The sequence below is a fragment of the Agromyces sp. Y782 genome (assembly GCF_059445405.1).
In genome coordinates, this window is sequence record NZ_JCAIUG010000001.1 from 2,929,647 (window position 1) to 2,951,748 (window position 22,102).

The following is a 22,102-nucleotide window of genomic DNA, read 5'->3' on the forward strand; positions in this document are numbered from 1 at the left end:
CACTGACCGGCGGGCCCGTCTCGGTCGCTCTGACCGATGTCGTGCCAGAGTGGGAGCATGAGCGAAGACTCGGCGCGAACAGAACGGGATTCCGTGGTCGAGCCGGCACCGGATGCCGCGGACGCGATGCCACGAGGACGCGCGCGTCGGACGATCGCGAACGAACTCGTGCGCACGACGTTCGTCACCGAAGAGAGCGTGTACGGCGTCATCCTCGTTTCGGGCATGATCGTCGTCGCCGGCGGACCGGGGACGAACGCCTTCGAGGTGTTCTGGAAGGTGGTCGGGACCGTCATCGTCTTCTGGGCCGCGCACGTCTACGCCGGCACGGTGGCGCGCCACGGTCTCGAGGAGGGGCACGTCATCGGGTTGCGCGATGCGTTCCGCGCATCGTTCAATCGTGCGCTCGGGCTGCTCGCCTCGGCGATGATTCCGTCGCTCATCCTGCTCCTCGGTGCGACGCGGGTCGTTCCCGATGCCGTCGCCATCTGGACGGCACTCTGGGCGGGCGTCGCCGTGCTCGCCGTGCTGGGCTGGATCGCTTTCGCACGGCGCGGAGCACGCTGGCCGATCCGGCTCGCAGGCTCGCTCGTCACCGCGATGTTCGGCGTCGCGATGATCGCCCTGAAGGCCTTCATCCACTGAATCCGTGCGGCGAGCCGCCACTGGCGCTAGGTTGCTCACAAAAGGGGGAGCCATGGCCGGCACGAACGAGGCTGAGCTCGAGGCACGCATTGCGGCGCTCGAAGCTGAGAACGAGACGTTGCGCGCGAGCGTGCTCGACGCCGAGACGGCGCGGGAGGCACCGGGGGCGGATGCCACGGCATCCGTCGCCCAGCAGCGTGCAAAGCGCGGGTGGGGCCGCAGCGTCACCGCCGTGGTGCTCATCGTCGTGGGGCTCCTGCTCGCACCCGTCGCGGTGATCTCCGCGTGGGCGCGCCTCGAACTGGCCGACACCGATCGCTTCGTGGCGACGTTCGCGCCGCTCGCCGAAGACCCGGCGGTGCAGGCGTACCTCGGCGACGAGGTCACGGCCGCCATCGAGGAGCAGGTCGACATCCCGGGGATCACGGCCGACCTGTTCGACGGCATCCGGGAACTCGGGCTGCCGCCCCGTGCCGAGGCCGCGCTCGGCCTGCTCGAGGTGCCCGCGACGCAGGGCATCCAGTCGCTCGTCTCCGACGTCGTCGATCGGGTGGTCGAGTCCCCGGCCTTCGCAGATGTCTGGGCGTCGACGCTGCGCATCACCCACCGGCAGTTCGTGGCCGCCATGGAGGGCGACCCCGACGCCGCACTCGCCATCGGCAGCGACGGCACGCTCTCGGTGCAGCTCGGCCCCATCGTGGAGGCCGTCAAGCAACGGCTCATCGAGCAGGGCGTCGGGTTCGCCCAGGCGATCCCGACGGTCGACCGGGCCGTCGTCATCGCACAAGACGACGCCTTCGCGTTGATCCGCACGATCTACGCGCTCGCCATCGGAGTCGGCACCTGGCTGCCCTGGATCATCCTGGCCTTCCTCGTCATCGGCGTCGTCGTCGCGCGTAAGCGCACGAGGGCGCTCGTGTGGACCGCCGGCGGGTTCGCGCTCTCGATGCTGATCCTCGCGAGCGGTGTCGGCGTCGGCCGCTGGTTCTTCGTGGGCGCCGTCAGCCCGTCGGTCATGCCGCCGGATGCGGCCGAGGCGATCTATTCGGGGCTCATCGAGATCATGATGTCGACGATCGTGGCACTCGTCGTGCTCGGCGTGCTCGTCGCCGTGGTGGCCTGGTTCTCGGGTCCGTGGCGGCCCGCCCGTGCACTGCGCGGGTTCGCCGAATCGGGCTTCGCGGCGGTACGCCGCGCCGCGGCCGCGCACGGCATCACGACCGGTCGCTTCGGCATCGGGCTCGACCGCTGGCGAGTGGTCGTGTATGTCGCAATCGCCGTGATCGCCGCACTCGTCGTGTTGTTCTCGCGGCCTGCCTCGGCCGGTCTGGTCGTCACGACGCTTCTCGTCGCCCTCGTCGCCCTGCTCATCGTCGAGTTGCTCCGGCGACCTCAGGGTGAGGTCGCTGCCGACGTCGCTGTTGCCGCCGCCGCCGCCGCTGCCGGTACGGTCGACGAAGAGGTCGAGGTGCTCGTCGTCGCCGGAACCGATGGCGTCGAGCCCGGTGTCGAAGTGATCGAAGGCGGCGACGCCGCGACCTCGAGTCCGCCCGACACCGCACGTCCTGCCGACTGAGCGGCGTCGGCCGGGATAAGCTCGGCGTCGGAATGAGACGCACGACGATCGCCCTGCTCGCCGGCCTCGAGGCATCCGTCGCCGCCCTCATCGGCCTCGGCATCGCGCTCGTGCCGCTCATGCTGCTCTGGGCCGTGCACTTCGGTCTCGCCGTCGATGCGACGATCTTCTTCCGCGCGGCGGCCGACGTGTGGCTGCTCGGGCACGGCGTCGACCTCGAGCTGCAGCTCGACGCGGTGACGGCAGCCCGCACCGGACTGCCGGGCGCCGGGGACCCGTTCCCGATCACGATCGCGCTGCTCGGCTTCGCGCTCGTCTCCGTCGCGTTCGGCCGCCGCATCGGCCGCCGTTCGGCCGCCGAGGGGCATTCGTTCACCGGCGGTCTGGCGGCGATCGGCGTGTACGGGCTCGCCGGATTCGCGCTCGCGGCGACCGCCGGCATCGACGGTGCACGCTCGTCGCTGTGGCAGGCGGCCCTGCTGCCGGCCTTCACGATGGCGGTCGGTGTCGTGGTGGGTGCGGTCTTCGAATCGCTGCGCGACGACCCGATGACGGATGCCGCGGGCAGCGTCGTGCGTCGTGGAATCACGGCGCTGCCCGCGGTGCTCGTTGGCACCGTGCGCGCCGCCGTGCGGATCGGTGCGGGCGCCGCGTTCGGCGTGCTCGCGGTCGCGGGAGTGCTCGTCGCGGGGCTCATCGCCGCGGACTACGCGACGATCGCGGGCCTCTACCAGTCGCTCGGCACCGGCATCGACGGTGGTATCGCGCTGACCGTCGCCGAGCTCGCCCTCCTGCCGAACGTCGTCGTGTGGGCGGCGGCGTGGCTGCTCGGGCCGGGCTTCGCGCTCGGCACGGGCACCTCGGTGGCACCTGCCGGTACCCTGCTCGGGCCCGTGCCCGGCATCCCGCTGCTCGGTGCGCTGCCGACCGAGGCGGCGCCGTTCGGTGCGCTCTGGCTCATCGTGCCGGTGCTGCTGGGCTTCGTCGGCGCCTGGCTCGTCCTCGGCGGCGAGCCATCCGTGCACCCCTCGGCTCGCGACGCCTGGTGGTCGCCGCTCGTGGTCGGCGCCGGTGCGGCGCTCGTCTCGGGAATCGTGCTCGGATTGCTGGCATGGTGGTCCGGCGGCGCCGCCGGACCGGGGCGACTGGCCGACGTCGGCCCGAACCCATGGGAGGTTGCGGTGATCGCGGCGGCGACCGTCGGCGTCGGTGCGATCGTCGGCGGGTATGCCGGCCGCCAGGGTGGCCCTCGCGCCGACGATGGCATCTTCGCCGTCACCGGTGCGGGAGTCGGGAGCGGTCGGCGCTGACATCCCGAGCTGCCGAGGCGGGCACGCGAGTGCTATTCTGCGCGTGACCGCATGATCGAGGAGGATCGATGTCGGCTCCCAACGAGACTGCGCCACCCGCAACTGAAGGCAAGGGCCTCGCCGCAGGAACACTGGGCCTGTGGGGTTCGACCGTCATCGGTCTCGCCTCGACGGCGCCCGTGTACTCGTTGGCCGCGACGCTCGGGTTCGTCGTGCTCGCGGTGGGTGCGCAGGCGCCCATCGCCTTCATCATCGCGTTCGTGCCGATGCTGCTCATCGCCTTCGCCTACCGCGAGCTGAACCGGGCGGTGCCCGACTGCGGTACGACCTTCACCTGGGCGACGAAGGCGTTCGGCCCGTGGGTCGGCTGGCTCGGCGGATGGGGCGTCGCGGTCGCCGGCACCGTCGTGCTCGCGAACCTCGCGCAGATCGGCGGCATCTACTTCTGGTTGCTGGTCTCGCCCGAGCTCGCCGAGAACGTGCCCCTCGTCACGGCGACCGGTGTCGTGTTCATCGCGCTCATGACCTGGATCAGCTGGCGCGGGCTCGAGATCGGCGAGCGTATCCAGAACGTGCTGCTCGCGGTGCAGTACCTCGCCCTCGTGCTCTTCGTGGTCTTCGCGACGGTCGCCGTGATGACGGGCACCGCGCCCGAAGGCTCGACCGCGCCGAGCGCCGACTGGTTCAACCCGTTCGCGTTCGAGTCGTTCGACGGCCTCGTCGAGGCGGTGCTGCTCGCACTGTTCATCTACTGGGGTTGGGACACCTGCCTCGCGCTCAACGAGGAGACCCGCGACCCGAAGCGCATCCCGGGGCGCGCCGCGGTGCTGACGACCCTCATCCTGCTCGTGACCTACGTCGGCGTCGCCGTCGCGGCGATGTCGTATGCGGGCCTCGGCGACACGGGCCTCGGGCTCGCGAACGAGGGCAACGCCGACGACGTGTTCTTCGCGCTGAAGGACGCGGTGTTCGGGCCGTGGGCCTGGCTGCTGGTCGTCGCCGTGATGATCTCCGCGGTGTCGTCGACGCAGACCACCATTCTGCCGACGGCGCGCGGCACGCTCGCGATGGCGGTGTACAAGGCACTGCCGAAGCGGTTCGCCACGGTGCATCCGCGATACCGCACACCATCGTTCTCGACGCTGCTCATGGGCTTCGTGGCCATCGTGTTCTACATCGGCATGACCCTCGTCAGCGACAACATCCTGCAGGACACGATCCTCTCGCTCGGCCTCGCGATCGCGTTCTACTACTCGATCACGGGGCTCGCGTGCGTCTGGTACTTCCGCAAGACGCTCTTCACCTCGTGGCGCCACTTCTGGAACCGACTCGTGTTCCCGCTCGTGGGGTCGGTGCTGCTGATCTTCGCGTTCGTGTTCTCGGCGATCGACATGCTCGACCCCGACTACGGGTACACGGTGCTCTTCGGCGTGGGCGGGGTGTTCGTCGTCGGGGTGGGATCGCTCGCGCTCGGCGCAGTGCTCATGGTCGTCTGGTCGTTCTTCGCCGACTCGCGACCGTTCTTCCGCGGTGAGGCGTTGAACCGCGAGACGGAGGTGCTCGTGCCCGAAGACGAGCAGAAGGTCATCCGCTCCGTCGACGGCGGCCTGGGCTGAGCGGATGCCGCGGTTCGAGCCTTCGCCGGCCGGTCGGCTCGGAGGGTGCTGAAGCTCGTCGTCCTGATCTCGGGCGTCGCGGTGGCGCAGTTTCGAACCTTCGCCGGCCGGTCGGCTCGGAGGGTGCTGAAGCTCGTCGTCCTGATCTCGGGCGTCGCGGTGGCGCAGTTTCGAACCTTCGCCGGCCGGTAGGCTCGGAGGGTGCTGAAGCTCGTCGTCCTGATCTCGGGCACCGGTTCGAACCTTCGTGCCCTGCTCGACGCCTCCACCGATGCGGAGTTCCCGGCCCGGATCGTCGCGATCGGTGCCGACCGCGATGCCGAGGGTCTCGCACTCGGTGAGGAGTACGGTGTGCCGACGTTTTCCGTGCCCTATACGGCGTATCCCGATCGCGACAGCTGGGGTGCGGCGCTCATCGAAGAGATTCGCCGCTGGGAGCCCGACGTGGTCGTGCTCTCGGGCCTCATGCGGCTCGTGCCGCCTGCCGTCGTCGACGCGTTCTCGCCGAATCTCATCAACACGCACCCCGCGTACCTGCCCGAGTTCCCGGGTGCGCACGGCGTGCGAGACGCGCTCGCAGCGGGCGTCACGCAGACCGGTGCGAGCCTCATCGTCGTCGACAACTCCGTCGACGGCGGCCCGATCATCGCGCAGGAGCGCGTGCCGGTGCTGCCGGGCGACACCGAGTCGAGCCTCCACGACCGCATCAAGCCCGTCGAGCGGCGCCTGCTCATCCAGACCGTGCTCGACATCGCCAACTCGCACCTCGACCTGAAGGAACTCGCACGATCATGAGCGGCCCCACCCACGACCCGAGTCTCTACCGCGAGCGCGACCTGGTGCCGGTGCGCCGTGCGCTCATCGCCGTCAGCGACAAGCGCGGCCTCGTCGAACTCGCGACTGCGCTCGTGGGCGCGGGCGTCGAGATCGTCTCGACGGGCGGCACCGGAAAAGCCATTGCCGACGCGGGCCTGCCGGTCACGCAGGTGGCCGAGGTGACGGGCTATCCCGAGCACCTCGACGGTCGCGTGCGCACGCTGCACCCGGCCGTGCACTCGGGCCTGCTCGCCGACCTGCGGCTCGAGCACCACGAGGCCGAGCTCGCGGGCCTCGGCATCGAGCCCTACGAACTCGTCGTCGTGAACCTCTACCCCTTCGCCGAGACCGTCGCGGCGGGCGCGTCGCCCGACGCCGTGATCGAGCAGATCGACATCGGCGGCCCCGCGATGGTGAGGGCCTCGGCCAAGAACCACGCGAACGTGGCGGTGGTCGTCACGCCCGATCGCTACGACGAGATCGCCGCAGCGGTCGCCGCGGGCGGCACGACCCTCGCGCAGCGCACCGGGCTCGCACGCGAGGCGTTCCGGCACACCGCGTCGTACGACGTCGCGGTCGCTTCGTGGCTCGGCAGCGTCGTCGCGCCCGACCAACCTGCCGATGAGTCGCCGTTCCCCGCGTGGGTCGGCGGCACCTGGACCAAGGACGCCGACCTCCGCTATGGCGAGAACTCGCACCAGAAGGCCGCGCTCTACGCCTCGACGGGAGGCCGACCCGGCATCGCCCAAGCCGTGCAGCTGCACGGCAAAGAGATGTCGTACAACAACTACGTCGATGCCGATTCGGCCGTGCGGAGCGTGTTCGACTTCGATGAGCCGGCCGTCGCGATCATCAAGCACGCGAATCCGTGCGGCATCGCCGTGGCGTCGGCCGGGGCCCCTTCGGCAGGCTCAGGGCGCGCCGACCCGATCGCCGACGCCCATCGCCGTGCCCACGATTGCGACCCGGTCTCGGCCTACGGCGGCGTGATCGCCGCCAACCGCATCGTCACGCTCGAGATGGCCGAGACGGTGTCGGGCATCTTCACCGAGGTGCTCATCGCCCCGGCATTCGAGGCCGAGGCGCTCGAGCTGCTCACGAAGAAGAAGAACATCCGGCTGTTGACCCTGCCCGAGGGGTTCACGCCGACGGCCGTCGAGCTGCGGCAGGTCTCGGGCGGCATGCTCCTGCAGCAGGCCGACCGTCACTTCGCGCCGGCATCGGAGTGGACGCTCGCCGCGGGTGAGCCCGCCGATGCTGCGACGCTCGCCGACCTCGAGTTCGCGTGGAAGGCGTGCCGCGCCGTGAAGTCGAATGCGATCCTGCTCGCCTCCAACGGCGCTTCGGTCGGTGTCGGCATGGGCCAGGTGAACCGGGTCGACTCGTGCAAGCTCGCGGTCGAGCGTGCGGGGGAGCGGGCAGCGGGTTCGGTCGCGGCATCCGACGCCTTCTTCCCCTTCGCCGACGGGCTGCAGATCCTCCTCGACGCCGGGGTTCGTGCGGTCGTGCAGCCCGGCGGCTCGGTGCGCGACGAAGAGGTCGTCACCGCGGCCCGCGAGGCCGGCGTCACGATGTACTTCACGGGCGAGCGCCACTTCTTCCACTGACACGGGCAGCGCTCAGCACCCCTCTCCTTCATCGAGTCGCCCATTTCTCGCCAGAGTCGGGCAACTCGAGAGGTTCGGTCCAATCGAGTCGCCCATTTCTGTCCATATCCGGGTGACTCGGGCTCGCGCGGCGGCGGTACCCTTGAATCGAACCCGCGCTCATGAGGCGCGAGGCCAGGTTCCGCCCACGAAGCGGATGATTCAAGGAGAACGGTCGATGACGATCACCCACGCCCCGGCGAACCCCGCAGCCGGCGTCAACGCAGCACTGCCGACGGAGGCCCCCGAACACGAACGGGTGCTCATCACCCGCGGTTCCCGCTCGGGCCTCACCATCATCGTGGCCGTGCATTCCACCCGGCTCGGACAGGCACTCGGCGGCGCCCGCCTCTGGCACTACGGCCACTGGACCGACGCCCTCGCCGACGCGCTCCGCCTCTCGCAGGCGATGACCCTGAAGAACGCCGCAGCCGGTCTCGCGCGTGGCGGCGGCAAGTCCGTCATCGCGATCCCCGCCGGAACAACACTCGATGTGGCCGGGAAGCACGACGCGATGCTCGATCTCGGCGACGCCATCGAGTCCCTGGGCGGCGCGTACATGACCGCCGAAGACGTCGGCACGAGCGCCGAGCTGATGGCCGTCGTGCGCGAGCGCACTGAGCACGTCTGCGGCCTCCCGCCAGAGCAGGGCGGCGTCGGCGAGCCGGCGGATGCTACGGCAGCGGGCGTGCACGCCTCCATCCTCGCGACGCTCGACGAGGTGTTCGGTTCGGCCGATCCGGCCGGACGCCACTTCATGATCGCGGGCCTCGGGCAGGTCGGAGGTCGCTTGGCACGAAGCCTCGCCGCCGCCGGCGCTCGACTGACCGTGACGGATGTCGCGCAGGGCAAGCGCGCCCTCGCCGACGAGCTCGGCGCGACCTGGGTCGATCCGGCCGAGGCCCACCGCGTCGAGGCCGACGTCTTCGTGCCGTGCGGGCTCGGCGGGGTACTGACACCCGAGGTCGTGCACGGTCTGCGGGCGGGCGCCGTCGTCGGCGCCGCGAACAACCAGCTCGCCTCGCGCGACGTCGCGGAACTCCTGCAGGAGCGCGGCATCGTCTGGGCGCCCGATTTCGTGGTGAACGCGGGCGGGGTCATCTACCTCGACGTCGCGAGCGCCCCCGGCGCCGACCAGGTCGCCCTCGACGCCCGCATCGCGGGAATCGGCGACACCGTGGCATCCGTGCTGGGCAGTGCTCGCGACAGCGGGACGACGACGCTCGAGGCCGCCGAACAGCTCGCGCGCACGAGGCTCGACGCAGGCCGCTGAGGTGACCGCGCGGCATCGGCTGGAGGGGCGCGCCCGGCGTCCGCGCGGCCAGTAGGCTCGTGCCATGACGTCCCCCGCCATGCCTCCGACCGCCCCTGCCCGGTTCACCCCGGCGATCACCCCGGGACGCCGGGTGGCGGCGGTGCTCGCCTCGTCTGCGGCAGTCTCGTGCGCGGCGATGCTCGTCGCACTCCTGGCGTTCTTCATCGGCAGCGGCCAGTCGCCGCAGGTGCTCGGCCAGGTCTTCGGGCACTTCGCGCTCGCAGGGTTCGTCGCGTGGGTGCTGCTCTCGATCGCGAATGCGGTGGGGGCGACGCGGGCATGGTTCCTCACCCTCATCACCGGGTTCGCTTCAGGATGCCTCGCGGCCCTGCTCGCAACGACCGTGACGGCCAGTGCCGCCGGCAACCCGTTCTCGGGTGCGATCTTCCTCTTCGTGGTCGGGTCGCTCGTGAGCCTCAACCTCATCTTCATCATCGCGGTCATCGTGGGCGAAATGGTGCTCGCTCCGCGGGTCTTCCGCGGCATCCTCGGTTATGCGCCCGCTGTCGCCGACCGGCGAATCGCGCTCGTGCGCATCCCCGCGTCGAACCTCGACGAAGCCGTGCTCACCCACCGTGACCGGCAGCCGATCGACCAGGCGCTCGCCGACCAGCAGTGGGACAACTACTGCGCCGCGCTCGTGGCCGAAGGCTGGGAGACGATCGAGGTCGACGCGGCGCCCGAGCTCGCCGATTCGGTGTTCGTCGAGGACATGGTCGTGATGTTCGGCGACCTCGCGGTGCTCGCGAGCCCCGGCGCCGAGTCGCGGCGCCCAGAGGTCGAAGCGGTCGAACGTGCCGTGCGCGCGGTGCCGGGTGTCACGGTGACCCGCATCGAACTGCCGGGCACGCTCGACGGCGGCGACGTGCTGAAGGTCGGCTCGACGGTCTACGTCGGTGCATCTGAGCGCACGAACGCCGAGGGCATCCGGCAGTTGCGCACCCTGCTCACCCCGCACCGCTACACGGTCGTCGCGGTGCCCATCACGAAGGCGCTGCACCTCAAGAGCGCCGCGACGGCGCTGCCCGACGGCACGATCATCGGCGAGCCGGCTCTGCTCGACGTCGCGACCCTCTTCCCGCGCTTCCTGCCGGTGTTCGAACCCGAGGGGGTCGCCGTCGTCGAACTGTCGCGCGAGTCGCTGCTCATGTCGTCGTCGGCGCCGCACACGGCGGCGATGATCGCCAGCCTCGGCTACCGGGTGGTGACCGTCGATATCGGCGAGTTCGAGAAGCTCGAGGGCTGCGTCACGTGCCTGTCGGTGCGGGTGCGCTGAGCGACACCGCCCGGCCGTCGTGGAGTTCGAGCACGTGGTCGGCGCGCCCGGCGAGTGCCGGATCGTGGGTGGTCACGACGGCGGCGACGCCGCGCGCATGCACGAGTTCGCCGATGAGATCCATGACGGTCGCCGCGGTGCCGCTGTCGAGTTGGCCGGTCGGCTCGTCGGCGAGCAGCAGTTGCGGCCGTGCGGCGAGCGCCCTCGCGATGCCCACCCGCTGCTGCTGGCCGCCCGAGAGTTCGTATGGCCGTTGCGCAGCGTGGCCGGTGAGGCCGACGAGTTCGAGCGACTCGGCGACGCGCGCGTCGCGCTCGTCGGGCGCCATGCGCTGCAGGCGAAGCGGCACCTCGACGTTCTCAGCCGCTGAGAGCACGGGGATCAGGCCGAACGACTGGAAGATGTAGCCCAGTCGATCACGACGCACCGTCGCGAGTGCGTCCTCGCCGAGAGCCGAGAGTTCGTCGTCGCCGAGGAAGACCTGACCGGCTGTCGGCCGGTCCAGCCCGCCGAGCAGGTTCAGCAGCGTCGTCTTGCCTGCACCGGATGGCCCGGTGACCACGAGCAGCTCGCCCGGTTTCACCTCGAGCGAGACCTCGGCGACGGCGTGTACCGCGCCGGCCTTCGACTCGAAGACGCGACTGATCGATTCCGCGCGAAGCGTGGTCATCGCGATTCCTCCGGTTCGTCGGTGACGGCGTTGTCCGAGCCTGTCGAAGGGGCCTCGGCCGCCCGTTCAGCTGCGCGGCGTTCGCGCCGACTCGCCGGTGCTGCATCCGGTGCCGCGTCCGGTGCTGCATCCGGTGCCGCGTCCGGTCCGGATGCGCCGTCGCCGTCGCGGTCGGCATCCGTGGCCTTCGCGGGCGCGGTGTCGGTCGTCTCCGAGGAGGGCAGCGCCGAGGCATCCGCTCGCCCTTCGTCGCCCGGCCACACGCCCACGTGGTCGGCTTCGAGTGCGAGACGCACGCGGTCGCGCAGCTCGAGGCTCTGCATGAAGTCGTGCGGCAACTGCAGGCGGCCGACCCGGTCGAGCACGGCGAACTCCTCGGCGATGTGCTCCTCCTCGCCGAATTCGTCGAGCCGCGTCGAACGCAGCACCTCGGTCGAGGTGCGCCCGTCGCGGATCTGCACGGTGCGCCGCACATGGTCGGAGACGGTCGGGTCGTGGGTGACGATGAGCGTGGTGACCCCGAGCTCTTCGTTGACGCCGCGCATCGCCTCGAGCACGGCGGCGGAGGTCGCCTCGTCGAGTTCGCCAGTCGGCTCGTCGGCGAGCAGCACGTGCGGTGAGTTCGCCAGCGCGACCGCGATCGCGACGCGCTGCTGCTGGCCGCCCGAGAGTTCGCCCGGACGCCGATCGCGCGCATCGCCGACGTCGAGCAACTCGAGGAGTTCGTCGACACGGCTCGCCCTGGCCGCACCGCGGAGGGTGCCGGCGACGTTCATCGCGACGGCGACGTTCTCGGCGGAGGTGAGATAGGGCAGCAGGTTGCGGGAGGTCTGCTGCCAGACGAAGCCGACCGTGTGCCGCTGGTACGCGACGCGTTCGCGCCCGCCCATGGTGAGCAGGTCGTGTCCGGCCACGTGGGCGACACCCGCTGTGGCGGTGTCGAGGCCGGAGAGGATCGTCAGCAGCGTCGATTTGCCGGAGCCGGATGCGCCGACGACGGCGACCATCTCGCCGGGATCGACGCGGAGGTTCAGTCCCTGCAGCGCTTGCACCTCGACGCCGTCGGCGCTGAAGATGCGCACCAGGTCGGTGCACAGGATGTGCGGTTGCGCGCCCGGCGAGGCGTGCGGCCGCTGCGTCGCCTGCTGCCCCTGCCTGGCTGGTCGCGCCTGCTGCGCCTGGATGTCGGTCGGGGTCACGGGGTCATCCTTCCTCTTCCTTGCGCATTGCGCGAGCGGCGTTGACACTGCCGTCGATGCGGGATGCCGCGGCAGCCGCGACGATGGTCACGAGCACGCTGCCCGCGAGCACCGCGGTGATGAGCCAGGGATCGAACGTCACGGCCGGTTGTACGTCGCCGTTGGTGAACGCGCGCAGGTCGATCGCCGAGAGCACCACGAACGGCAGCGCCGCGCCGAGGAACGCCCCGGCGACGAGGGCGACGATCGCGACCGGTCCGATCTCCCAGCCGACGAGCGAGCGCTCACCGCGGCGGCCGAGACCCAGGGTCGACAGGAGCGGCAGCAAGCGATCACGCGCCGGCCGGCCGACGACGAGCGTCAGCACGATCGCGAGCGCGGTGAGCAGGCTCGCGAGCACGATGGCGATGATGAGCGAGATCACGAGGCTCTGCGTGGTGGGCTTGGCGCGCAACTCCTCGAGGAGCGCGTCGGGAGTCGTCACCGTCGCCGACTCGCCGGCGATCTCCGCGAGTGCCGCGGTGATCTCGTCGGCGTCGGCGTCGACGCCCGGCTCGAAACGAACGAGCACCGTGCGCGGCACGAGCGTGTCGGTGAAGGGCTTCGCGTTCGCGCGATCCATGAGCACCCAGTTCGAGCGAGGCGAGTACGCGGTTCTGCCGTCGACGACCCCGAGCGCGGCGAACTCGTGGCCGTCGAGCTCGGCCGCATCTGCGCCTGCGACGATGTCGGCGACGGTCTTCGAGAGCACGACGGGCACCGCGTCGTCGTCGCTCGACTCGAGTCCGGGGGGCAGGGGAGTCGACCCGTCGCGGCCGGCCTGCACGCGACGCATCTGCTCGGCGTCGATGACGATGAGCGTCGAGGTGCGGGAGCGTCCATCGGCGCTGACCTTGGTCGGACTCGTCGAGAACACCGGTGCGATCGCCTCGACACCCGGTACCGCTGCGAACTCGTCGAGCTGGGCGAGCGTGAACGGAGTGCCGCCCACCGAGGCGTCGGCGCCGACCTGCGCGGCGGCTGCGCGATCGACGCCGGCCTGCACCGTGCCGAGCAGCACCGAGGAGAACACCGCGACCGAGACGCCGACGACCACGGCCAGTACCGGGACCAGCCCCGCCGAGGGGTCGCGCAGTGCTCGCGCCGAGCCGAGGAATGGCACGAGATCTGCACGACGGGCCGTTCGGCGCACCAGGTCTGCAAGCGGGAGCGGGTAGAGCCGAAGCACGACGAGACACGCGAGCAGCGAGAGGAGCAGCGGGACCGCGGCGAGCAGTGGATCGACGCCGGTCGTCGCGGCGGAGGTGGAGAGGCCGCGGCGGAACAGCAGCACGACCGCGGTGATCGCGAGCACCGCGACGAGCACTTCAGCGATCCATCGGACGCGTCCGTCACTGGCGCGGCCGAGGTCCGACCTGGCGCGCCGCAGCGGGCTGAGTGCGGGCTCGGCGGCCACGAGCAGGGCGGCGGGAGTGAGGGCGAAGAGGGTTGCGATCGCCCACCCGCCGAATCCGGCGTCGGCTGCGACGAGCAGGATGCCGATGATCCCGCCGACGACGGCGGCCGGAACGCCGATGGCCAGGCCTTCGAGCGCGAGGATGCCACGGAGCTGGCCGGGCGATGCGCCTCGGGCGGCTGCCAGCTCGAGTCCGGTGCGCCGACGCTCGAACACCACTCGGGCACCGAGCACGAGCACCGCGACCATCACGCCGATCGGTCCGGACGCGATCGTTGCGAGCACCGCGTCGGTCGCGCTCGCCGCGATGGCCGCGTCACCGAGGGCGTCGGCCAGGCCGCTCGTGAAGGCGACGTCGCCGACCGTCGCGAACCAGAACTCCCATGAGCCGCCGCCGAGCACGAACGTCTGACTCGTGAATTCGCCGAGTTGCGTCATGAGCTCGGCCGAGTCGGCGGCGCGGATGCGCTCGGGCAGCGTCGGGAACCAGACGTCCATCGCGGTCGGCAGCTGGGAATCCTGCAGCCCCGCCCACGAGACGGGGTCGGCGAAGCCGAGGCCCGTGATCTCGAGGTTTCCCCCTGGGGTGTAGGAGACCGCCGGTTCGAGTGCCACCGCCGGTCCGTGCGTCCAGAAGCCGTCGTCGGGATCGATCGCTGCGAAGGTGCCGACCAGTCGAACGTCTTGCGCTGTCGTGCCGAGCGGCATCGAGCGGTCTTCCCCCGTCGCCCACTCCATCTCTTCAGCGACGGCGTCGGCGAGCACGATCTCGAGCGGGGCGTCGCCCGGCACCGGGCCGGTCAGGGTCGCCGGCCACTCGCCCCCGGTGAGCGTGATGTGCTCGCGCAGTCTCGGGTCGAACCCCGTGAAGAGCTGGTACGACGTCGAGTCGGCCGAAGCTCCCGGCACGCTCGCCCTCGTGGGCCCGGCGTGGAGGACGGTCAATGGTTCGCCCGCGACCCGTTTCAGCAGCTCTGGCATGTCGGCACGGATGTCGAGCATGCGCTGCTCCTGTGCCCCCCAGACCGCGTCGACCTCGGGCGTCAGGGTCGTGTCGCCGTCGGAGGCGCCGAGCTCCGGCAGGTTGCGGCTGGAGGTGACGACGTCGAGTTCGCGGGCCGGGAACGTCTCGAGTTCTTCCTCGAGTGCCGCGGTGTGCATCGCCGAGATCGCACGCGGAACCCCCGTCGCGAGCAGCGCACCGGCGAGCACGAGCAGTCCGAGCATGATCGACGCCACGGGTCCCGCGAAGAACTGGCGCCGCAGCAGACCGGGAGTGGTGAGTCGTGAGTGATGCAGGCCGGTCATCCTTCCTCCTGCCTGAGCCCGGGGCGTGATGCGATTCGCCGAACGGATGCCGCGGCGCCGGCCGCGATCGCCGCAGCGAGCACGACGAACGCGGCGATTCCCACGACGAACGGCACCGGGTCGATGATGAATTCGACCGGGATCACCTCGGGCACTCCCGCCACTGCGGCCCGGGCGAGCTCGCGTGCCGTGAGCAACGCCGTGACGATACCGACGAGAACGCCGATCACGATCGCGGTGCCGAGCGTCACCGCCAACTCGGCGAATCGGGCGCGCGATTGCGTTCGCGCCGGCACACCGAGCACGCGGAGCACGACGATCTCGCCGAATCGGGTGCCCGAGAGTGTGGCGACGAGCGCGACGACCGCGATCAGTGCGAAGAGCAGGGCTCCGGCTGCTCCGGTCCACAGGGCTGCGATCGCGGGAGCGATGAACGGCGCGGAGGAGGCGGCCGACCGCGCGTCGGCGACGACGGCCGAGCCGCGGTCGCGACTCAACTCGCTCGCGACACGATCGGGGTCGGATGCCGCGACCCACCGTTCTCCGAACGCGGGAATGCCCGCGCCCGTATCGAAGGCGTACCGTTCGAACGCACCGAGGTCGGCGAGCGCGCCGCCGCTGTCGGCGGTCGGCACCACGGGAAGGATGCCGGCCACGACCGCGTCGACCGCGACTCCGCCGGTGAGCACCCGCAACGCGAACTCGTCGCCGGTCTCGGCGGCGATGCGCTCGGCCAGTTCGGAGCCGAGCACGACGGGCAGCGGGTCGCTCCCTCCCGACGTGAGCGAGACTCGCCCGCTCGGCGTCTTCGATGAGAGTCGCAGCTCGCGTTCCGTGTCGAATTCGGCTGCGGCGACGCTTGCGCCGTCGAAGGAGATCGCGCCGAACGAGACGAGCACGTCGGCGCCGTCGGCGCCGGCGAGCGACGCGCCGAGACCGATGAATCGGAGGCCTTCGGCATCCGGAAGCTCGAAGCTCACGTCGGCGCCGCCAGCGGCGATGTCGACGACCGTCGGAGTCGCGGGTGTCGCCGCGCCCGATTCCGTGAGGAGCCACGCCGTCACCGCGACCGTGCCGCTCGTGCCTCCGGGCGCATCGACGTCGACGGCGAGGTCGATCGTCGTGGCCCCGGGCGGCAGTGCCGCACCGGCTGCGGCAGCGGAGTCGGCGAGGGCGGCGGTCACGTCTGCCGAACCGGTGCCGGGGGCGACCGCATCGACCTTCGCACTGGGCAGCGCCACGAAGGTCGAGCGGTCGGAACCGACCCGCATCTCGCCGCGGAAGACCGGTGCCTCGGCGGTGACGCCCTCGGCGCCGGCGACCGTGTCGTCGAGGGCGAGCGCGTCGGGGCCCAGCACCACGTCGCGTCCGGCGAACGAGACACGCACCTCGCCGCCGGTGACGAGCGCCGAAGCGGTGCGGTCGATGTCGTGCCAGGCTCCCGAGAAGGCGGCCGTCAGGGTGAGCCCCGCGACGGCGAGCATCGTGACGAGCGACGCGGAGGCGTAGAGCGCCGCGCGCCGCGCGAGCTGGCGCATCGGCAGCGAGGGGACGAGGGTCGGCCGTGCTGCGGCGAGCCGCTCGAGCACGGCGCCGATCGGTCGGGAGAGCCCGAGCGCGACGAGTGCGAGCGCGACGAGCACGAGCACCGGCGCGAGCACGGCGATCGGGTCGACGTCGATCGTGCCCGACGCGCTCGCCACGAGCGGTGAGCCGTACAGACGGAACTGCCAGAGGGCGACGGCCGCGACCACGAGGAGCAGCACGACGCCGCCGGTGACGAGACCACGGGACATCCGGCCCACCTCATCGCCCGATCCGCGCACGACCGGGCGCCGTGCATCGAGCCACGCGCCCCCGGCGAGGATGAGCACGGCTCCGACGAGCGAGGCGGATGCCACGAGTGCTGCATTGCCCCAGTCGCGGGCCTCCCCGGGCCTGGTGATCGTGAGGAGCGACTCGGCGACGGCCGCACCCGCGAGCGCTGCCGGTACGCCGAGTGCGAGGACCTCGACCGCGGTGTCGCGCGTGAGCCGGCCGGTGGAGGCTCCTCGAGCGCGGAGCAGCATGGTCTCGCCGCGTCGGGCGGCGCCGAGGAGCGTTGCGAGCCGGGTGAGCGCTGCGAAGCCTGCGAAGCCGAGGAGGAGCAGGGGCAGTGGCGCGATCGCGCGCACCGCTCCGAGACCAGCGAGGAGCCTCGTCAGGGTCGCGTCGAGGCCGCCGAGCGAACTCAATCCGTCGGTGCCGATCCCCGGCGCCGCCCGGAGCGCGGGCTCGACGTCGGGCAGCTCCGCGCGCAGGGCCTGCGCGGACTCGGGCGTGGCAGCGGCGGCGTCGGCGACGGCGGTCCAGCGCACGACGACCGCGGCGGGCACGTCGAGCGTCGCCTCCTCGGCGACGAGGAAGGGGCCTGCACCCTCGAGCGTGCCACCGGAGGCCACGACGGCCTCGCCGAACCATGCCGGATCGTTGGGATCGCTCGGCAGCCACGTGCCCACGACGAGGAGACGCGGGTTCGACGGGCCGTCGAGCTCGACGACGTCGCCCCGTGCGAGGCCCAGTGCCTCGGCCGCGGACGCATGGAGGGTAGCGGGCACGGCATCGTCGGCTGAGGCCGCGGCGAGCGACTCGGGGGCGTCGGGCCAGGCACCGTCGACGAGTTCGGAACGTGCCGCGGCGTCGGCGTCCGCGAGGAGCACGGCGCTGAAGGCCGTCTCGCCGCTCGTGGCATCCACCGGTGCGGTCTCGACGGTACGGCTCCACGATGCACCGCGCGGCGTGAGCGTGCGATCGAGCACGGATGCCGCGGCATCCGCTTGGGCCGCCGGGTCGTTCGCCACACGGATCTGCCAGCGCGCGGCTCCAGCCGTGCCCTGGGCGGCCTCGAGACCGCTGCGAAGGCCGCTCGAGGACGAACCCGCGAGCGAGTCGACGACACCGGTGCCGAGGGCGGACATCAGGAGGACGACGGCGGCGATCGACGTGAGCACACCGGCGCGGGCGTTCGCACGGGCGAACGCCATTCGTGCCGCACCCACGCGTTCTCCTCGTTGATCGGGTCGCGCGCGCAGCGGCGTACGGGGCAGGTCCGGGCGGCTCGCCCGGGGGAGACGACCGCCGTCGCCCGCGCGGCGACGAATTCGCACAGCCTAGCGTTGAGAGCGGTCTTGCGTGCCACCCCGAAAAACCCATAGTCTGTAGGGCTGGCCGCGGTGAGTGATCCGACCGGCCTCGAGATTCGCAGACGACTTGCAGGAGGACACCATGCAGACAGAAACCGACGCCCGCACGATTGCGGTCCACGGCTCTGTTCGGCCGGCGTACCTCGTCGTCGGGCTTGCCGGGTAGACCGCCCGTTCCTGCCGCGCAGGCCTCGCCTGCCCCGCGGATTCACGCGCTTTCGCGATCCGCGTCACTCTCTTCACCAAACCTTCGCCGTTCAGACTCGATCTGGAGTTCGGCGCCCCTTCTGATTGGAACCGGCTGTGTCCGAATCCCCCCAAACGCCTGAGCACGGCGCACCCGACTCGACGACAGGGCCTGAGCGGCTCGGTACTCTGCGCACGCTCTGGCGGCTGCGCGAGTACGCCGGGCCTGCCATGCCCGCGTTCGCCGGCAGCATGGCCGCTGCGATCGGGGCGCACCTCATCGCCCTGGCGATCCCGCAGGTACTCCAGCAGATCGTCGACGGGCCGCTCGCCCATGGCGAGGCCGATGCGGTCATCCCGCTCGCGGTGCTCGTGTTCGTCCTCGGCGCGGTCGAGGCGATCCTCTACGCGATCCGCCGTTGGCTCGTCGTCGGCCCCGGTACGCGGGTCGAGGCGCGCATGCGCAACGCGCTCTACGCGAAGCTGCAAGACCTGCCCGTGAGCTTCCACGACCGCTGGCCGAGCGGCCAGTTGCTCTCCCGCGCGGTGAGCGACCTCGGCCTCATCCGTCGCTGGCTCTCGTTCGGGCTCGTCCTGACCGGCGCGAACGTCGTGATCATCGTCGTGGGCGTCGGCATCCTGATGTCGATGAACTGGTTCCTCGGCCTCATCTTCCTCGTCTGCTCGCTGCCGCTCTGGTGGGCGGGCTGGCGCTTCGAGGGCCGGTACTCCGAGATGTCGCGGCTGAGCCAAGACCAGGCGGGCGACCTCGCGACCGCCGTCGAGGAGTCGGTGCACGGCATCCGGGTGCTGAAGGCGTTCGGCCGTGGCAAGCACGCCCTGTCCACGTTCCGCGCGCAGGCCGAGTCGTTGCGCAGCACCGAGATCGAGAAGGCGCGTCTCGACGCGAACATCTGGGTGTGGATCATGGTCGTTCCCGCCGTCGCGCTCTCGATCTGCCTCGTGGTCGGCGTGTGGCTGGCATCGCAGGGCCAGCTCACGGTCGGCGAGCTCGTCGCGTTCTTCGCGACGGCCACGGTGCTCGCATGGCCGATCGAGTCGATCGGCTTCATGCTCGCGTTCGCCCTCGACGCGCGCACCGCGACCGATCGGTACTTCGACATCCTCGACAGCGAGAACACGATCGTCGACCCGACCGAACCGCGCACCCTCGAACGCCCGCGCGGCGAGCTCGCCTTCACGGGCGTGCACTTCCGCTATCAGGATTCGCCCGAGCGGTTCGGCGACCTCCTCGACGGCGTCGACCTCGTGCTCGAGCCAGGGGAGTCCATGGCGCTCGTCGGCCTCACGGGGAGCGGCAAGACCACGATGACGGCGCTCACCACGCGCCTCTACGACGTCACTGCGGGTTCGGTGACGCTCGATGGCGTCGACGTGCGCGCGTTCAGCCGCGAAGAGCTGCGCACCCACATCGCCATGGCCTTCGAAGACGCGACGCTCTTCAGTGCCTCGGTGCGCGACAACGTACTGCTGGGGCGGCCCGAACTCGCCGCCGACGACCCCGGAACCCGGGCGGAAGCCGAACGGGTGCTCGACGAGGCCCTTCGGATCGCGCAGGCCGGGTTCGTCTACGAGCTGCCCGAGGGCGTCGACACGAAGGTCGGCGAAGAGGGCATGAGCCTCTCCGGCGGACAACGGCAGCGACTCGCACTCGCACGCGCGGTCGCGGCAAATCCCGCCGTGCTCGTGCTCGACGACCCGCTCTCGGCGCTCGACGTCGCGACCGAGGGCCGAGTGGAGGCGGAGCTGCGTTCGGTGCTCGCCTCGACGACGGCGCTCATCGTCGCGCACCGCCCGTCGACGGTCATGCTCGCCGATCGGGTCGCGCTGCTCGAACACGGGCGGATCACCGCGGTGGGCTCCCACTCCGAGCTCCTCCGGGAGAGCGAGCACTACCGATTCGTCATCTCGAGCCTCGAAGACGACGAGCGCAGGAACACCGGCGTCGATGCCGTCGACGTCGACACCACGATCCGAGAGGAGGCGGCATCATGAGCGTCACCGGTGTCCAGGGCGAGGAACGCCAGGACTACACGAAGGCGGAATCCACGCAGATCCGCGCTCGCTCGCGGCGACTCCTCGGTTCACTGCTCGCGCCGCAGAAGGCCAAGCTGTGGATCACGGCGGCGGCCATCGTCGTGTCGTCGGCCGCGCAGGTCGCCGGGCCCGCGCTCATCGCCTTCGGCATCGACCAGGGCATCCCCGCGCTGATCGAGCAGAACTGGTACCCCACCGCGTTCGCGGGCGTCGCGTACCTTCTGACCGGGCTCGTGGGCGCGTTCCTCATCTCGGTGTACATCCGCATGTCGGCTCGCATCAGCCAGGCCGTGCTCATCGACCTGCGCACGAGGGTGTTCCTGCACACGCAGAAGCTCTCGCTCGAGTTCCACGAGTCGTATACCTCCGGGCGCATCATCTCGCGGCAGACGAGCGACCTCGACGCCATCCGCGAACTCATGGACGAGGGCCTCACGCTCCTCGTGCGCGGGCTCATGTACATGGTGTTCACGGGCGTCATGCTCGTGATCGTCGACGCCCCGTCGGGGCTCGTGCTGCTCGTCTCGCTCATTCCGCTCGCCATCCTCACCCGGTGGTTCCAGGTGCGCTCGCAATCACTGTTCCGGCGTTCGCGCGTGGCATCGGCGAAGCTCATCGTGCAGTTCGTCGAGACCATGACCGGCATCCGAGCGGTGCAGGCGTTCCGCAAGCAGAAGCGCAACGAGGCGGACTTCGGCGAGCTCGTCGAGGACTACCGCGACGTCAATGCCAAGGTCTTGGGCCTCTTCGCGGTGTTCAACCCCGGGCTGGCCTTCATCGGCAACACCGCGGTGGCGGTCACCCTCGTGCTCGGCGGTTTCCGTGTGGTCGAGGGCGGCCTCGGAGTCGGTGTGCTGCTCGCGGCCGTGCTGTACACGAAGCGGTTCTTCGACCCGATGGAGGACATGGCGATGTTCTACAACGGCTACCAATCGGCCTCCTCGGCGCTCGAGAAGATCTCGGGCGTGCTCGAAGAGGAGCCGAGCGTGCCGGACCCGGTCAAGCCGACCGACCTGTGGAACGCCGAGGGGCACGTGCGCTTCGACGGCGTCGAGTTCGCCTACAGGAAGGATCGGGTGATCCTGCCGCGATTCGACCTCGACATTCCGGCCGGACAGACGATCGCGCTCGTCGGCTCCACCGGTGCCGGCAAGTCGACGCTCGCCAAGCTCATCGCGCGCTTCTACGACCCGAGCGACGGAGTCGTCTCGCTCGACGACATCTCACTCGCCGACCTGCACCCGAAAGATCTGCGGCGAGCGATCGTCATGGTCACGCAAGAGGCCTACCTCTTCTCGGGTTCGGTGGCCGACAACATCGCGCTCGGCAAGCCCGACGCGACGTTCGACGAGATCGTGCGGGCGGCCATGGCGGTCGGCGCGCACGAGTTCATCGAGGGCCTGCCGGGCGGCTACGACACCGACGTGAACAAGCGGGGCGGTCGGGTGAGCGCCGGACAGCGTCAGCTGATCTCGTTCGCGCGGGCGTTCCTCGCGAACCCCGCGGTGCTGATCCTCGACGAGGCGACCTCCTCACTCGACATCCCGAGCGAGCGACTCGTGCAAGACGGGCTGACCAAGCTCCTCGCCGACCGCACCGCGATCATCATCGCGCACCGCCTGTCGACGGTCTCGATCGCCGATCGGGTGCTCGTGATGGAGCATGGTCGCATCGTCGAAGACGGCACCCCGCCCGAGCTCATCGGCGGTTCCGGACGGTTCGCGGCGCTCCACGCGGCCTGGCGGGACTCCCTCGTCTAGGGCGAACACGCGAACACGCGAACACGCGAGCAGCGAGCGGATGCCCCGCGCCGAACATTCGGCGCAGGGCATCCGTGTCTCCG

General features: G+C 70.7%; 15 protein-coding genes. 11 read left to right on the forward strand and 4 right to left on the reverse strand.

The features are described from left to right. The first annotated feature begins 57 nt into the window (after window positions 1-57). The 9 genes from AC1C2S_RS13350 to ddaH all read left to right on the forward strand — a co-directional run bounded on the left by AC1C2S_RS13350 (window position 58) and on the right by ddaH (window position 10,200). Window positions 58-645, forward strand: a complete 588-nt coding sequence (locus AC1C2S_RS13350; RefSeq protein ID WP_495353003.1) for a hypothetical protein — start codon at window positions 58-60, stop codon at window positions 643-645. A gap of 52 nt (window positions 646-697) precedes the next feature. Then, on the forward strand, window positions 698-2,221 hold the full coding sequence (locus AC1C2S_RS13355) for a hypothetical protein (protein WP_495353004.1): 1,524 nt from the start codon (window positions 698-700) through the stop codon (window positions 2,219-2,221). Between the two features lie 32 nt (window positions 2,222-2,253). Then, on the forward strand, window positions 2,254-3,531 hold the full coding sequence (locus AC1C2S_RS13360; protein WP_495353005.1) for a cell division protein PerM: 1,278 nt from the start codon (window positions 2,254-2,256) through the stop codon (window positions 3,529-3,531). Between the two features lie 68 nt (window positions 3,532-3,599). After that, window positions 3,600-5,147 carry an APC family permease gene (locus tag AC1C2S_RS13365; protein WP_495353006.1) on the forward strand — a complete coding sequence of 516 codons (1,548 nt, stop codon included), beginning with the start codon at window positions 3,600-3,602 and terminating at the stop codon, window positions 5,145-5,147. 45 nt (window positions 5,148-5,192) lie between these two features. Further along, entirely contained in the window at window positions 5,193-5,339 is a 147-nt protein-coding gene (locus AC1C2S_RS13370) for a hypothetical protein (RefSeq protein WP_495353007.1), read from the forward strand. Between the two features lie 9 nt (window positions 5,340-5,348). Then, window positions 5,349-5,942 (forward strand): phosphoribosylglycinamide formyltransferase, encoded by a 594-nt coding sequence (gene purN, locus AC1C2S_RS13375; protein WP_495353008.1) that lies wholly within the window; start codon window positions 5,349-5,351, stop codon window positions 5,940-5,942. Next, window positions 5,939-7,570 carry a bifunctional phosphoribosylaminoimidazolecarboxamide formyltransferase/IMP cyclohydrolase gene (gene purH, locus AC1C2S_RS13380; protein WP_495353009.1) on the forward strand — a complete coding sequence of 544 codons (1,632 nt, stop codon included), beginning with the start codon at window positions 5,939-5,941 and terminating at the stop codon, window positions 7,568-7,570. Before purN ends, purH begins: the two co-directional genes overlap by 4 nt. Window positions 7,571-7,787: 217 nt before the next feature. Continuing rightward, window positions 7,788-8,882, forward strand: coding sequence for a Glu/Leu/Phe/Val dehydrogenase family protein (locus AC1C2S_RS13385; RefSeq protein WP_495353010.1), 1,095 nt, complete (start codon window positions 7,788-7,790; stop codon window positions 8,880-8,882). A 64-nt stretch (window positions 8,883-8,946) separates the two neighbouring features. Further along, window positions 8,947-10,200 carry a dimethylargininase gene (gene ddaH, locus AC1C2S_RS13390; RefSeq protein ID WP_495353011.1) on the forward strand — a complete coding sequence of 418 codons (1,254 nt, stop codon included), beginning with the start codon at window positions 8,947-8,949 and terminating at the stop codon, window positions 10,198-10,200. Here the strand turns inward: ddaH and AC1C2S_RS13395 are convergent. The 4 genes from AC1C2S_RS13395 to AC1C2S_RS13410 are packed head-to-tail and all read right to left on the reverse strand — an operon-like array spanning window position 10,172 to window position 17,871. Further along, entirely contained in the window at window positions 10,172-10,870 is a 699-nt protein-coding gene (locus tag AC1C2S_RS13395; RefSeq protein ID WP_495353012.1) for an ABC transporter ATP-binding protein, read from the reverse strand. The two genes, ddaH and AC1C2S_RS13395, sit on opposite strands and share 29 nt — an antisense overlap. Further along, window positions 10,867-12,069 carry an ABC transporter ATP-binding protein gene (locus tag AC1C2S_RS13400; protein ID WP_495353013.1) on the reverse strand — a complete coding sequence of 401 codons (1,203 nt, stop codon included), beginning with the start codon at window positions 12,067-12,069 and terminating at the stop codon, window positions 10,867-10,869. The genes AC1C2S_RS13395 and AC1C2S_RS13400 overlap by 4 nt, the downstream gene beginning before the upstream one ends. A gap of 4 nt (window positions 12,070-12,073) precedes the next feature. Beyond that, entirely contained in the window at window positions 12,074-14,833 is a 2,760-nt protein-coding gene (locus tag AC1C2S_RS13405; RefSeq protein WP_495353014.1) for an FtsX-like permease family protein, read from the reverse strand. Beyond that, window positions 14,830-17,871, reverse strand: coding sequence for a hypothetical protein (locus AC1C2S_RS13410; protein ID WP_495353015.1), 3,042 nt, complete (start codon window positions 17,869-17,871; stop codon window positions 14,830-14,832). The genes AC1C2S_RS13405 and AC1C2S_RS13410 overlap by 4 nt, the downstream gene beginning before the upstream one ends. A 447-nt stretch (window positions 17,872-18,318) precedes the next feature. Here AC1C2S_RS13410 and AC1C2S_RS13415 point away from each other — a divergent pair, with 447 nt between their 5' ends. Next, the gene (locus tag AC1C2S_RS13415) at window positions 18,319-20,217 is read left to right on the forward strand and encodes an ABC transporter ATP-binding protein (RefSeq protein ID WP_495353016.1); all 1,899 of its coding nucleotides are present in this window, start codon (window positions 18,319-18,321) and stop codon (window positions 20,215-20,217) included. Next, complete coding sequence (locus AC1C2S_RS13420) at window positions 20,214-22,019, forward strand: ABC transporter ATP-binding protein (protein WP_495353017.1); 1,806 nt, start codon at window positions 20,214-20,216, stop codon at window positions 22,017-22,019. Before AC1C2S_RS13415 ends, AC1C2S_RS13420 begins: the two co-directional genes overlap by 4 nt. Window positions 22,020-22,102: the final 83 nt, after the last annotated feature.

Coding starts and splice junctions, on each gene's coding strand:
- AC1C2S_RS13350 (WP_495353003.1), top strand. CDS start 58: ATGAGCGAAGACTCGGCGCGAACAGAACGGGATTCCGTGGTCGAGCCG.
- AC1C2S_RS13355 (WP_495353004.1), top strand. CDS start 698: ATGGCCGGCACGAACGAGGCTGAGCTCGAGGCACGCATTGCGGCGCTC.
- AC1C2S_RS13360 (WP_495353005.1), top strand. CDS start 2,254: ATGAGACGCACGACGATCGCCCTGCTCGCCGGCCTCGAGGCATCCGTC.
- AC1C2S_RS13365 (WP_495353006.1), top strand. CDS start 3,600: ATGTCGGCTCCCAACGAGACTGCGCCACCCGCAACTGAAGGCAAGGGC.
- purH (WP_495353009.1), top strand. CDS start 5,939: ATGAGCGGCCCCACCCACGACCCGAGTCTCTACCGCGAGCGCGACCTG.
- AC1C2S_RS13385 (WP_495353010.1), top strand. CDS start 7,788: ATGACGATCACCCACGCCCCGGCGAACCCCGCAGCCGGCGTCAACGCA.
- ddaH (WP_495353011.1), top strand. CDS start 8,947: ATGACGTCCCCCGCCATGCCTCCGACCGCCCCTGCCCGGTTCACCCCG.
- AC1C2S_RS13395 (WP_495353012.1), bottom strand. CDS start 10,870: ATGACCACGCTTCGCGCGGAATCGATCAGTCGCGTCTTCGAGTCGAAG.
- AC1C2S_RS13405 (WP_495353014.1), bottom strand. CDS start 14,833: ATGACCGGCCTGCATCACTCACGACTCACCACTCCCGGTCTGCTGCGG.
- AC1C2S_RS13420 (WP_495353017.1), top strand. CDS start 20,214: ATGAGCGTCACCGGTGTCCAGGGCGAGGAACGCCAGGACTACACGAAG.